Raw genomic sequence first — 12,485 nt, 5'->3', positions numbered from 1 at the left:
CTTCAATCGACCTCGACGGCGGCAATTTCATGTCCGGAACGCTCCGAACTCTCGGTTGAACTTCCAAAGCACTCGATCAGCATTTCGGTAAGGACCCGAATCTTACGCGACGGATGCTGCCCTGGAGGGCGGACGACATAGATCCCGTGTTCCGGAATTGGATAAAGCGGCATGACTGGCACAAGCGCGCCCGAGTCCAGATGCTCTTTGGTCAGGCCGTTAGGGAGCGCTGCGATCCCGATCCCGGCCAGCGCTGCCGCAACGAGGGCGACGCCGTTGTCGGCCTTGAACCGCCCCTGAGGCCGCATCGTGATGACCTTGTCGCCGACCGTGGCGAGCCAAGTCTCGGTTCCCTGCATCAGCGCCTGATGGGTCACGAGTTCCTCGGGCGTTTCCGGTGATCCGTATCTCTCAATATAGGCCGGCGAAGCGACATACTGGCCGACAAGCGGACCAATCCTTCTTGCGATCAGGTTGGAGTCGGGCAGCATGCCGACGCGGATCGCGCAATCATACCCTTCCGCGATCAGGTCGACGAACCGGTCCGTATAGCATGAGTGGATATGCAGCTCCGGATGGCGCGCGGCCATTTCAGCGAGAACAGGCGCGAAGTGCGTCGGTCCGAACGACAGGGGCGCCGCGACGCGCAGACGCCCTCTCAGCTCGCCTGCCGGCAGAACAGTCTCCTTGGCGAGATCGATCTCGGCGACCGCACGCGCGGCATATTCCCGGAATGTCGCCCCGGCTTCGGTAAGCGCAGCCCCCCGCGTGCTGCGGGCGAGAAGCTGGACACTGAGTTCCGCCTCAAGCCGAACGAGCCGCCGGCTGACCATCGACTTGGATATGCCGAGCCGACGCGCGGCGGACGTCACGCCACCGGCGTCGGCGACTTCGACGAACGTCCGCAAGTCTTCAATTTCCATTCAGCGTTCCTCTTTGTGCGACACAGCACATCGTCCAGCGACGCTACCGCGCCGGAAAGGGGAATGGCAACATTCGAACTGGGAACGTCGTCTCGATCGATGTCCCACAGATCTACGAACATTTTCAGAGGAAAGAACCGCCATGACATTCCGCAACGGCCTCGACTCGCTTCTTCGCCCCGAGGACTCGGTGCTCGTCCTGATCGACCACCAGCCTTATCAGCTTGCAAATCTGAACAGCCACGATCCGCAGGCTGTCGTCAACCTCACGACCGCGCTGGCGAAGCTGGCAAAGGCCTTCAATGTTCCGACCATTCTCACCAGCGTGATCGCGGCTCGCGGTGGCCTCCTTTTCAAGCAGATCACCGACGTGTTCCCCGGTCAGGAGGTCATAGACCGGACCTGGGTGAACACCTGGCAGGACGAGAAGGTCGTCGACGCGGTCAAAGCGACCGGCCGCAAGCAGCTGATCATCGCCGGCCTCTGGACCGAGGTCTGCGTCGCGATGCCGGTTATACAGGCCGCCGGCGAAGGCTGGGACGTGACGGTGATCACCGACGCGTCGGGCGGTATCTCGAAGGAGTCCCACGAAGTAGCCGTTCAGCGCATGATCGCGGCCGGCGCGAACCCGATGACCGTGATGGCGCTGGCCGGCGAATGGCAGCGCGACTGGGCCCGCACCGATCATGTCGAAGAACTGACCGAGATCCTCATTGATCATTTCGGGGGCAGCGGCATCGCTTATCTGTGGGAGCAGCAGCTTCTCAAGACCCCCGTCGAGACCGACGCGGGCTGATTCCGATGGTGGGCGAGCATCGACGCGCTGCGAAAGACCGGCAGCGCGTCGATGCTCGCCACCTCCCTGCTTGCGCCGAATAATTTCTCTCAAAGAACTCTGTTGCAGTTCGCCCATGGCCAAGCAAGAGGATCATCCTTGACGGTTGCTTTTCCAATGGTAGCGCGGCGCGGACTGCGCGCGCCGTTTGCTGCAGGACACTTAGCCGGGCGCGAGTCGCACTATGACACGGCGATAGCTTCGCATGGCCAGATGAGCATCGTCCCTGGCTTCGACGATCAGATGGAGCAGAATCGGTGCCTTCACTGCCGGCGCCGTCAGGACGATTTGTCGATCAGTACATTGTTCGATCAAAAGATTTGGAACCCTTGCCGTGCTGACCGAAGTCGTGCTTGGCTCCTTATACTGCCAGCATGACAGGCTGATAGTGTCTCCATCCGGATCGCGCGTTCCCGACAAGTCGAGCTTGAGTTTCTGCCCAGCGATCATGTCGCGTGCAATCGGAGCCATTCCTCGGTCTCTATCGATGCGGATTATCGGTGGATGGTTCGCATCCTTATATCGAGAGGCAAGCGACCATTGTATGCGCGCTGCGAAATCGCCTTGATAGGCATCGCGCCAGCGCCAAATGCTGGCCTGGGCTTCGCTGTGCAAGCGCCCATCTTGGCCCATCGCGGTGTCCGTTACATCCGTCCATATATCCTGTCCGGCACCAAGCCTGCCGTATCGCCCTCCCCAGCTGCCGAAATCAGGTGCTTCGGGAACGCCGAGACCGTTGGGAATGAGATAAAGAAACGCCGGCGTATCACCTTCCATGATGAAGGCGGGAAGCGGATAAAGTGATCCCAGCGGTCCCTTGATGATATTCTGTGTCAGCCATTCCTTGGACACCAGTCGCGAATTCGGACCGCCCTCAAATTTGTAAAATGCCTCGCCTGAGATTCCGGTCCAGGTAGCGCGCTCATAGTGATTGAAGGCGTGAAGACTGGTGATCCAGAACAATTTGGGGAACGTCTGACGCAGCCAGGGGCCACTGTCGTCCTGATCCGAGATCGAGTAGACCCGCAGTCGCGCGACGAAATTCGCAACCTCTTGGGGTGAACGGTCGTGCGACACGCGCCACAGTGCCTGCGCCAGAACATTGGCTCCTCCCCAGATCGAAATCCATAACGGGCGATCATCGCTCGCCTTATCCGCAGCAGCGATGATCGCGCGCGACCCGTCGCTGTCATGGCCTTCACCGACTGCGGCCATGCCATAGCGAGGCTCGCCAGACGAGATCCTCGAAAGCAGGCTCTCCATCGAAGGATATCCAGGAGAATGAACTCTGAGATTGGGAAGCACGGCGCCATAGGCTCGCACGCGTTCCTCGATCTTTTCCGGATGTACCGCGTCGCGCATCCAAATGGATGTAGAGGCGATAAGACCCTGGATATCGAGCGAGTCTGCGTAGAGCAGGAGGCGCACGAGCGAAGCCTCATCGTCCGGTTCGTTTGCAATGTCGGTAATGACGATCAGGCGAGGACGGATATCGTAGCGCGGAAAATCCTCTGTCTGCCCTGTCAATGCGGCAGTCGGTGCCTGGGGTTGGGCGGCCTGAGCGAGATATCCGGGCAACGGAGTGAAAAGCGCAAACAGGCTACAGGCGGAGAGGATATGGGATAGTTTCATGAGGATATCATTTTACCGATCTGTGCCCTCGCGAAATCGTCCTCGTGCTGGAACGAAATTTGACGGCAGTTTTCAATCGAAGCTGCTTTGATGACAGTCCACAGGGCTGGTGGATCGGAATGCATGGGGAAAGTGACCATTGTCGGCGAAAGGTGCGTATCTAGGGCCTTGACCCTGGCGGCGTGGTGAAATCGGGGATAAAGCAAAATGGGAGGAATATGGCTGCATGGTCCGGGCCATGGTGAAGCATCGGGTCGGATGGGAGAGGAAAAAAATGTCCAAGCAAGCCTCTTCGGTCGCGTGGATTCTCTCGCGAAATTAATTGAATTGTCAACTTAAATCCGAACCAGGGACTTCTTTGCAATTAAGCGACGGGGATCAGGAATCCCACCGCGAAGCGCTCCTTGCGGCGCAGGACGATCCGGCGCAGCCTGATCACTGGCGCGCCATTTGGGACATAGTGGAAAAAATTCTGCTGTGGCCATGCCCTGCGGCAGAACTAGGTCGTGGACCGCCCTGGAACGCCATTCACCGCCGACACCCATCCATCCAAGCCCGAATGGCCTCATTTGGCCCGGCAAGGGCTCTTGCCCGGTGCACCAGGCTGCCTGATGCTGGCCCAGGGCCGCGCGCAACGGATGAGTGCCGACGGCTCCTCGCCTTCACTTTATTTTCTCAATGTGGGCGACGACGATTGGCAAGCAGGGGATATTCGAGACAGAGATCACGACAAACGAAAGGAGAATTGAATGCGTTCGCCCGTAGCCTTACTCGCCGCGCTACTTTGTGCCGCTGCCGCCCCAGCTACAGCGCAATCCTACAGCGTCACCGGCTCGATCGCCGGCCCCGACGGCCCCTGGGACTATGCCCAGGTCGATCCGGCCGGAGCCCACCTGTACGTCGCGCGCGGTGAAGCGGTTACGGTGGTCGATCTGGCTTCGGGCACCGTCTCCTCGATCGGCTCGATCCAGCGTGGCCATGCCGCCGTTCCGCTCTCCGGCGGGCGCCTGCTGGTTACGAGCGGTACCGATGGTACGGTCCGGTTCCTCAATGCTGCAGACGGTCGTGAATTGGCGAAGCTTGCGGTGGGCAAGAAGCCCGATGCAGCGATCCTGGATCACAATGGACACGCCTATGTGATGAATGCCGATAGCGGAACCGTCTCGGTTATCGATACGACGGCCATGAAGGTCATGCGCACCATCCAGGTCAAGGAAGCGCTGGAATATGGGGCGATCGACGGAACCACCCTTTTTATCAACAACGAGGATGCTGGCGAGATCGACACGGTTGACCTCGCCAAGGCCGTTGCCGGCAAGCCGATCGCGCTGCCAGGCTGCGAAGCGCCGAGCGGGCTCGCGCTTGACGCCTCGCATCACCGGCTGATCAGCGCCTGTGCCAACGGCAAGGCCGCGATTGTGGATGCAAGGGCTCGCAAACTGACTGCGCTGGTGGATATTGGTGTCGGACCGGATGCGGTCATCCTCGATGCGATGCGCAACCTCGCCTTCATTCCCGCCGGCAAGGATGGCCTGCTCGACATCTTCTCCCTCGCCTCGCCGACCAAAGTCGAGCATGTGGGCCGTGTCACGACCCAGCCCGGCGCGCGTACCGGCGCACTCGATCCCAAAACGGGTATCATCTACCTGCCGACCGCCAAGTTCGGTCCGCCGACGCAACCCGGCGGCCGGCCGGTAGCCGTCCCCGGTTCGTTTCACATCCTTGTGGTGAAGCCATCCTGATCCGCACGGCACTGCGATTTTTCGAGCGACGGCCGCAGGTTGGCCTGGTCGTCGCCTTGGGATGGCTCGCGCTCATGCTTCTCGCCATTTTCAGCCTCGCCCCGGAGGTGGCTGAGGGGATCTGACGGGTTTGGATTCCGGACTTCTGCAAGCGATCAAGAAGGGGGATCTGTCGCGCTTCGTCGAAGAGGCTGTGAATCGCGAGATTCTGCGGGAAATGGTGCGCGATGTGCAAGCGCGAAACGCCCAAGCCGACCCGGACATGCTGGAACGCCTGATCGAGGATGAACTGGCCGAAGCCCGTTCCACCTTCTGGACGTCGGATAGACACTGATCCGTGCGCGTCATTCTCGATACCAATGAACTGTTGAGCGGAATCATCTCGCCAGGGCATTCCGGCACTGCTGCTTGAAGCGTGGCTTGACCGGCGATTCACGCTCACGTCCGCTCCCGCTTGAACGCGGGTGAAGCGCGCAACTGTCGCCGCGAGAAGGATCGCAAGCCGCGCATAGTCGCCATCTTCATCCGTATTTCTGCACCGCCTTCACCATCAATCCCCATGGGAAATCGCCCCGGAATCCGCCTTTCCACACCCCTCCATCGTGTCATCTATGTCACGCGGATGCCGTGCTCAGTGCGCCAGCAACAGCGGCACGTGCACGGCGCGCAGCATCGTCCGCGTCACGCCGCCGAACACCAGTTCGCGCAACCGGCTGTGGCCAAAGGCGCCCATCACCATCCAGTCGGGCTTCAACACCCCGATCGCCGCCTGCAACGCCGCCTCGACGGTGCGGCCGTCCTGCGGCCAGATGTGGAGCTGCGACTTGATGCCGTGGCGGGCGAGATATTCCGGCGCGTCGGTGGCGGGGAAGGGATATTTCCCGGCTTCCTCCACCGTCACCACATGCACCTCTTCCGTCAGCCTGAGCAACGGCGTGGCAAGGCGCAGCGCCGCCGAAGCCTCCTGCGATCCTTCCCATGCGACCACCGCCCGCCCGGTCACGGCAAAGGCGCGGGCCTCCTGCGGAATGGCCAGCACCGGAACCCGCCCGCCCAGCGCCAGATCGGCGGCCAGATGCAGCGGATCGCCCAATTGCCTGCGCTGCCCCGACGGCAGGGTGACGATCATCCCGTCCGTCAGGGTGGAGGCGGACAGCAGCCCATGGATGACGTCGCCCTCGACATGGCGCCAGTCCCAGCTCACATCCTCGCGGCGCAGCCGCTCCTCCACCCGCCTGCGCGCCTTTTCGTCGATATCGTAAAGCTCCGCCATCATCGCCGGGGCCATGGACGCGCCGCCATAGACATCGGCGACCACGAAATCGGGCGCGGCGGTGACCTGCACGCAATGGATATGCGCGCCCGACGACCGCGCAAGATCGCAGGCCGCCTGCAACCGGCTTTCCGCGCCATGGTCTTCATGGATGTGCAGCAGGACCGATTTCATCGTCCACCTCCCGGCCAGCATCCCCCCGGGTCAGTCCCCCTTATACCCCTCTTCGCGGCAAAATCCGACCGAAAATCGCTTCATACCAGCCGGTTGGTGCGCACCAGCTCGCGATACCAGTCGGCGCTCAGTTTGGGCGTGCGGCGGCCGGTCCTGAAGTCGACATGGTGGATGCCGAACAGCTTGGTATAGCCGTCCTCCCACTCGAAATTGTCCATCAGGCTCCAGACGAAATAGCCCTTCACCGGCAGACCTTCGCGGGTGGCGCGCTGCAGATGGCCGATATAGTTGCGCAGGAACATGACCCGATCCGTGTCATAAACCTTGCCGTCCACCGCTTGCCTGTCATCGGCCGAACAGCCATTTTCGGAGATGTAGAGCGCCTTGGGCTGCCAGTTCTCGCTGATGGCGCGAATGCCCCAATAGATTACTTCGGGCGTGACATAGAGCCAGGGAGAGGGCATGCGCGGCGCCTGTCCCGGATGCGGCAATATGCTGTAGCCCGAAGGCGCGGCGGCATCGGCCCGCACCATGTTGCCGGTGTAGACATTGACCGACAGGAAATCGATCGGGCTGCCGATCGCCTTCATGTCGCCTGGCCTGACCGTCGGTGCGTCCTTGCCTTGCGCGGTCAGATAGGAATCCAGATATCGGCCCTCCATGATCGCGGTGAGGAACATGGCATTTTCCTCGCGCACCGCCTTCCGGACCGCCTCGACATGTTCGGCGGTCTCGATCGCGGGGACATAGAGGCTGGGATTGTCGGCCAGGCCCACCAAAGTCCCAGCCCTCGCATGGGCGCGCACCGCCTGGACGCCCAGCCCATGGGCCAGCACGCCATGGTGGCGAATCTGGTTCACCTGACCCATCGGCAGTCTGAGGCCCGGCGCCTTGCCGCCGGTCATGTAGCTCAGGTCGGTGAAACAGCGCAGCTCGTTGACCGTCATGAAATGCCGGACCCGATCGCTGAGGCGGCCCGCCATATATCCGGCATAGTCGGCAAAGGCATAGGCGGTGTCCCGGTTCTGCCAGCCGCCCGGCAGCGCGTTCGGCAAGTCCCAGTGGAACAGGGTGGCGTGTGGCGCGATCCCGGCAGCAAGCAGGCCGTCGACCAGCCGGTTGTAATAATCGACGCCCTTGGGGTTGGGCTTGCCCTTGCCGTCGGGAAAGATGCGCGACCAGGCGATCGAGAAACGATAGGCCTTGACGCCCAGCGCCTTGAGGAGCGCGATGTCCTCCGGGTAGCGATGATAGCTGTCGCAGGCGACATCGCCGGTATCGCCATTGGCGACCTTGCCCGGCATGTGGGAGAAAACGTCCCAGTTGGTAAGGCCGCGGCCATCCTCCTTGACCCCGCCCTCGATCTGGTAGGCGGCGGTGGCGCAGCCCCAGAGGAAGCCGGGCGGGAAGGAGAGGGCGTCCGGCGTGGCGCCCTGTCCCGTTTCCGCAAGGACAGGGACTGGAGGCGTCGTGGCCCCCAGCGCGGCGGCGCCCAGTGCGGCGGTACCCAGGCCCAGACCCAGTTCGCGGCGGTTGATACCCGTCATTTCCTCTTCTCCCTATTGGCCGACGATCTGCACCAGCCCGGTAATCGCCTGTCCGGTGGGCAGCCTGGTCCTGCTCGTCAGCGTCCTGGCCTTGTCGTTCCAGATCAGCTCCGCCTTGGTCCCGCCCTTGCGATAGGCATTGGTGGTGCCATCATCGTCATAGAGGGTGAAGTGCGCATCGGCACCAGGATAGACGCGGATGCTTTCCAGCGGCTGTTTCTCGGCAGTGCTTTTCACCTGCATGCCGACGGGGACGATCGATCCGGCCTTCACGAACAGTGGCATGCGGGCGATCGGCGCATCGATCTCGATCGTCTGGCCGCCTTCATGGCGCTGATTGGTCCAATAATCATACCAGGCCGTCCCGGCGGGCAGATAGACGTTGCGTTTCGTCTGGCCCTGCTCCGTCACCGGCGCGACGAGGAAGGCGGGGCCGAACATATATTGGTCGCCGATGTCCGCGACCTTTGGATCGTTCGGGAAATCCATGAAAAGCGCCCGCATGAAGGGCGCGCCGCTATCATATGTCTGCCGTCCCAATGCATAGATATAGGGGATCAGCGCATAGCGCAGCCGCAGCCAGTCGGCCAGGATCGGCTCCGCCGCCTTCCCATATTCCCACAGTGCCGTCCCCGGCCGCTGACCGTGGATGCGCAGCGTCGGGGTGAACACGCTATATTGGAACCAGCGCACGAACAGTTCGGGATAATCGGTATAGTCCGCCCCCATCGCCGTCGCGCCCGCCGGATCGACCAGGACCGGACGCTCTGCCTTCGGACCTTTCGGCCATTGCCAGCCACCAACGTCGCTGCCCCAATAGGCCAGGCCCGAAGCGGTGAAATTGAGACCGGTCGGCACCTGCCGCCGCAGCGCTTCCCAGGTCGAGTGCACGTCCGACGACCAGAACAGGCCGCCATAGCGCTGCGATCCCAGATAGGCCGCACGGGCAAGGATCATGTTGCGGAAACCGGGCCGGTCGCGCTCCGACCCTTCGGCCACGCCGCCTGTATGCAGCAACGGGAAGAGGTTGTGATAACGGTCGCCCGATCCCCTGGCATAGAAATAACCGTCGGGGATCAGGTCCGGCTCGGTTTCGTCCAGCCAGAACCAGTCGAAGCCCTGAGAGGCGATATTGTCGCGGATCTTGCCCCAGAACCACTCGCGCGCCTCCGGGTTGGTGCTGTCGATCAGCGCGCCGGCGCGGTCGAACCGCATCGGCAGACCGTCGATCGGGTTTCCTTCCTTGTCGTGCAGGAACCAGCCCTTAGCCGCCAGCATGTCGAAATAGCGCGATTCCCGCTCGAAGCGCGGCCAGACGCTGATGATCGATCGCATCCCCATCGATTTCAGCCTGTCGTTCATCCCCTTGGGATCGGGGAAATAGGTGCGGTCGATGTCGAGCTGACCCATCCGGGTCCAGTAGAACCAGTCGAGCACCATCACATCGAGCGGCAGACCCCGCTGGCGATAGCCCTGCGCAATGTCGAGCAGTTCCTTCTCGCTCTCATAGCGGGCCTTGCTCTGGATCAGGCCGAAACCCGCCTTGGGCGGCAGCGGCGTTTGCCCGGTGAGTTTCGCATAGCCCGCATAAAGCTCGTCCGTGGTCTTGCCGGCGATGAGGAAGAAGGAGACGCGCTCCCCCACCTGGCTTTGCCAGCGGGTCATGCCGTGCAAGCCGGGCCAGACAAGCGTGCGGGCTGGATTGTCCCAGACGATGCCATAGCCCTTGTTCGTCACCATGAAGGGCACGCAGACCGTCTCGCCCGCAGGCGCGTCATAATGATGCTGGCAGTCGATCTGCCTGCCGCGCAGATCCAGATGGCCCTCCTGATTCTGACCCAGCCCATAATAATGTTCGTCCGCCGGAGACGCGAAACTGGCGCCGACCTTGAAGGTCTTTTCGCCATTCACCGTCACCGGCGCCATTTCCCAGCCGGTCATCTTCATCAGCATATTGCCGTCGCCGTCGCGAACGGAGAGGCTGACCGGCGGCAGCGAGGACGCGAAATAGCGCTCCATCTGGGTGGGTGCCTTCGGCCATGGCTTGGCATCGACGGTCAGCGACAGGGCAGGGGAGGCGAATATGTCCCCGCCCGCATCCGTGCGGTGGGTCCAGCCCGTCGCGTCCGCCTTCGCATCAGGGCCGTCCCCCGGCGGCGCGTCTGCCAGCGCAGCGTCGAGCGCGATGGTGACGCGCACGATATTGGGGGCATAGGGTTCGATCGCGACCCGGCTGCCATGACGGTCGAGCAGCGCCATCGGCGCCGCCAGCGCCGGGCTTGCGAGGTAGGATGCCCCCAGCGCGATCCCTATGAAGCTCTTTGCGATCATCCCTGTTCTTCCTTGCACAGACGAGGCCTATGTTGCCGGTGCGGACGGTGGGCCCGCCACCCAGCAGTGTCATGCGCGCGATCTTGCCGTTTGCGCGGCCGTGCACCAGTGAGCGAATAGTCGTAGATGACTGCCGATTACGGCCTGAAACCGACCGGCACGCCGGTCTGACTGGATGGCATGATGGGATGCTACGGCTAGGGTTAATTGATTTTACATCTTCCATGGGAAAGCGCACATTTCTCTCCGTCGCAGGCGGACAGGGGGAAAGTCCATGGGGCGAGGGACAGGATTGATCGCCAGACTGGCAGCGGACCGTTCGGGCGTTGCGGCGGCTGAATATGCGCTTCTGCTTGGCCTGCTGATCGGATCGGTTGTGATCGGTGCCTGGGCGCTGGGCCAATCGATCAGCAATGCCATGGACGACAGCGCCGCGCTTTTCGCAAGCTATTCGGGCAGCGCCACGCCAGGTTCCTCCTCCTCTTCGGGCCCGAGCAGCGGTTCATCGGCCGCGGGCGGGAGTGGTTCCTCACCCACTTCTCCCGGCAATTCGGGCAATGCACCCGGCCAGAATGGCACCACCCCAGGTCAATCCGGCGCTACACCTGCCAATGGTAGCGCCCCGCCCGGACAATCCGGCGCCACTCCGGGCCAAAGCAAGAAGAACAACTGAGCGCCGCCGCCGCCATGATTTCGCCCTGCGACGGGGCTTGCGCAAGGCTTTGGGCCGGTGCAGCAGGATGGGCAGATGATCATGATGAAGCGGCTGGACGGAAACCAGGGCCCGCAATGAGAGGAGCGAATCGATGTCGGCGATATTCCTGCCGCGGGCTATGCGTATCGGCGCCGGGGCCATCGAGGAGCTTCCCGCAGCGCTGATGCAACTGGGTCTGTCGGCTCCCGCCATCCTGACGGACGGATTTCTCGCGGGTAACGGCGCGCTCGAACGGCTGCGATCGATATTGTCCGGCGCGGGCATCGCTGCTCGCGCTTATTCCGATGTGATTTCCGACCCGACCGTCGCTTCGGTGGATGCGGCGGTCGCCTTCGTGACGGCGGGCGATCATGACTGCGTCATTGGTTTCGGCGGCGGCAGTTCGATCGATACGGCCAAGGCGGCGGCCGTGCTCGCGACGCATGGCGGACCGATGCGCGCGCTCAAGGCGCCGCATGAGGAGAACAGGCCGGGCCTTCCGATCGTCGCGATCCCAACGACGGCCGGTACGGGATCGGAAGCGACGCGATTCACGATCATCACCGATGAGGCTAATGACGAGAAGATGCTGTGCGCCGGTCTCGCCTATCTGCCGGTGCTGGCGATCGTCGATTATGAGCTGACCCTGAGCAAGCCTGCCCGGCTCACCGCCGACACCGGGATCGATGCACTGACCCACGCCATCGAAGCCTATGTGTCGCAACGTGCCAACCCCTTTTCGGACGGTATGGCGATTGCCGCGATGCGTGCCATCTGGCCGCATTTGCGAAGGGCGTGCGACGATCCGGGAGATCGCATCGCGCGTGAGGCGATGATGGCCGGATCGCTTCAGGCAGGGATCGCCTTTTCCAACGCGTCCGTCGCGCTTGTCCATGGCATGAGCCGCCCGATCGGCGCCCATTTTCACGTCGCCCACGGTCTGTCCAATGCGATGCTGCTCCCGGTCGTGACCGCCTGGTCGGCGCCCGCCGCGCTCCCCCGCTATGCCGATTGCGCCCGCGCCATGGGGGTGGCGGAGCCGGGCGAGGGCGATCAGTCCGCCGTGGGGAGGCTGATCGAGGGACTGCGCGACATCAATCGCGACCTGTCCGTGCCCACCCCGAAGAGCTATGGCATCGATGAGGCGCGCTGGCAGGCGCTGCTGCCGCTGATGGCCGAACAGGCGCTGGCATCCGGCTCGCCTGGCAACAATCCGCGCATTCCCGACGCCGCCACGATCGAGGCCCTTTACCGGCAGGCCTGGGCCTGAAACCCGGGCTTCATCATGGGTCCCCGGGAACCGGCAGCGTCGCCGCCGGACCGCCCGATCCCTG

General features: G+C 62.8%; 11 protein-coding genes. 6 read left to right on the top strand and 5 right to left on the bottom strand.

Annotation, left to right across the window (positions count from 1 at the left end; translation table 11 throughout):
• Nucleotides 1-2: 2 nt before the first annotated feature.
• Nucleotides 3-923 (bottom strand): LysR family transcriptional regulator, encoded by a 921-nt coding sequence (locus MJ601_RS11700; RefSeq protein ID WP_242126566.1) that lies wholly within the window; start codon nucleotides 921-923, stop codon nucleotides 3-5.
• Nucleotides 924-1,065: 142 nt separating this feature from the next.
• On the opposite strand from MJ601_RS11700, the gene MJ601_RS11695 reads away from it, so the two are divergent.
• Complete coding sequence (locus MJ601_RS11695) at nucleotides 1,066-1,719, top strand: hydrolase (RefSeq protein ID WP_242126564.1); 654 nt, start codon at nucleotides 1,066-1,068, stop codon at nucleotides 1,717-1,719.
• A 201-nt stretch (nucleotides 1,720-1,920) separates the two neighbouring features.
• On the opposite strand, the gene MJ601_RS11690 is transcribed toward MJ601_RS11695, so the two are convergent.
• On the bottom strand, nucleotides 1,921-3,390 hold the full coding sequence (locus tag MJ601_RS11690) for a DUF1593 domain-containing protein (protein WP_242126563.1): 1,470 nt from the start codon (nucleotides 3,388-3,390) through the stop codon (nucleotides 1,921-1,923).
• Nucleotides 3,391-4,001: 611 nt separating this feature from the next.
• Between MJ601_RS11690 and MJ601_RS11685 the strand changes: the two genes are divergently transcribed.
• From MJ601_RS11685 to MJ601_RS11675, 3 genes are all read left to right on the top strand, one after another.
• Nucleotides 4,002-4,139, top strand: a complete 138-nt coding sequence (locus tag MJ601_RS11685; protein ID WP_242126561.1) for a hypothetical protein — start codon at nucleotides 4,002-4,004, stop codon at nucleotides 4,137-4,139.
• A complete protein-coding gene (locus tag MJ601_RS11680; protein WP_242126559.1) occupies nucleotides 4,140-5,132 on the top strand; it encodes a YncE family protein in 993 nt (330 codons plus the stop codon).
• 130 nt (nucleotides 5,133-5,262) lie between these two features.
• Nucleotides 5,263-5,466: a ribbon-helix-helix domain-containing protein gene (locus MJ601_RS11675; RefSeq protein WP_242126557.1), complete on the top strand. Its 204-nt coding sequence runs from the start codon at nucleotides 5,263-5,265 to the stop codon at nucleotides 5,464-5,466.
• A gap of 297 nt (nucleotides 5,467-5,763) precedes the next feature.
• Here MJ601_RS11675 and MJ601_RS11670 read toward each other — a convergent pair whose 3' ends face one another.
• The 3 genes from MJ601_RS11670 to MJ601_RS11660 all read right to left on the bottom strand — a co-directional run bounded on the left by MJ601_RS11670 (nucleotide 5,764) and on the right by MJ601_RS11660 (nucleotide 10,457).
• Entirely contained in the window at nucleotides 5,764-6,579 is an 816-nt protein-coding gene (locus MJ601_RS11670; protein WP_242126556.1) for a universal stress protein, read from the bottom strand.
• Between the two features lie 80 nt (nucleotides 6,580-6,659).
• The gene (locus tag MJ601_RS11665) at nucleotides 6,660-8,126 is read right to left on the bottom strand and encodes a GH1 family beta-glucosidase (RefSeq protein ID WP_242126554.1); all 1,467 of its coding nucleotides are present in this window, start codon (nucleotides 8,124-8,126) and stop codon (nucleotides 6,660-6,662) included.
• Nucleotides 8,127-8,138: 12 nt separating this feature from the next.
• Complete coding sequence (locus tag MJ601_RS11660; protein WP_242126552.1) at nucleotides 8,139-10,457, bottom strand: glycoside hydrolase family 31 protein; 2,319 nt, start codon at nucleotides 10,455-10,457, stop codon at nucleotides 8,139-8,141.
• A 274-nt stretch (nucleotides 10,458-10,731) separates the two neighbouring features.
• On the opposite strand from MJ601_RS11660, the gene MJ601_RS11655 reads away from it, so the two are divergent.
• Together MJ601_RS11655 and MJ601_RS11650 are read left to right on the top strand one after the other, a co-directional pair.
• The gene (locus tag MJ601_RS11655; protein ID WP_242126550.1) at nucleotides 10,732-11,130 is read left to right on the top strand and encodes a hypothetical protein; all 399 of its coding nucleotides are present in this window, start codon (nucleotides 10,732-10,734) and stop codon (nucleotides 11,128-11,130) included.
• Nucleotides 11,131-11,263: 133 nt separating this feature from the next.
• Nucleotides 11,264-12,421, top strand: a complete 1,158-nt coding sequence (locus tag MJ601_RS11650; RefSeq protein WP_242126548.1) for an iron-containing alcohol dehydrogenase — start codon at nucleotides 11,264-11,266, stop codon at nucleotides 12,419-12,421.
• Nucleotides 12,422-12,485 lie beyond the last annotated feature (64 nt).

It is taken from the genome of Sphingobium trunci (assembly GCF_022664535.1).
Taxonomy (GTDB): Bacteria; Pseudomonadota; Alphaproteobacteria; order Sphingomonadales; family Sphingomonadaceae; genus Sphingobium.
This window is presented reverse-complemented; position numbering and strand designations above follow the sequence as displayed.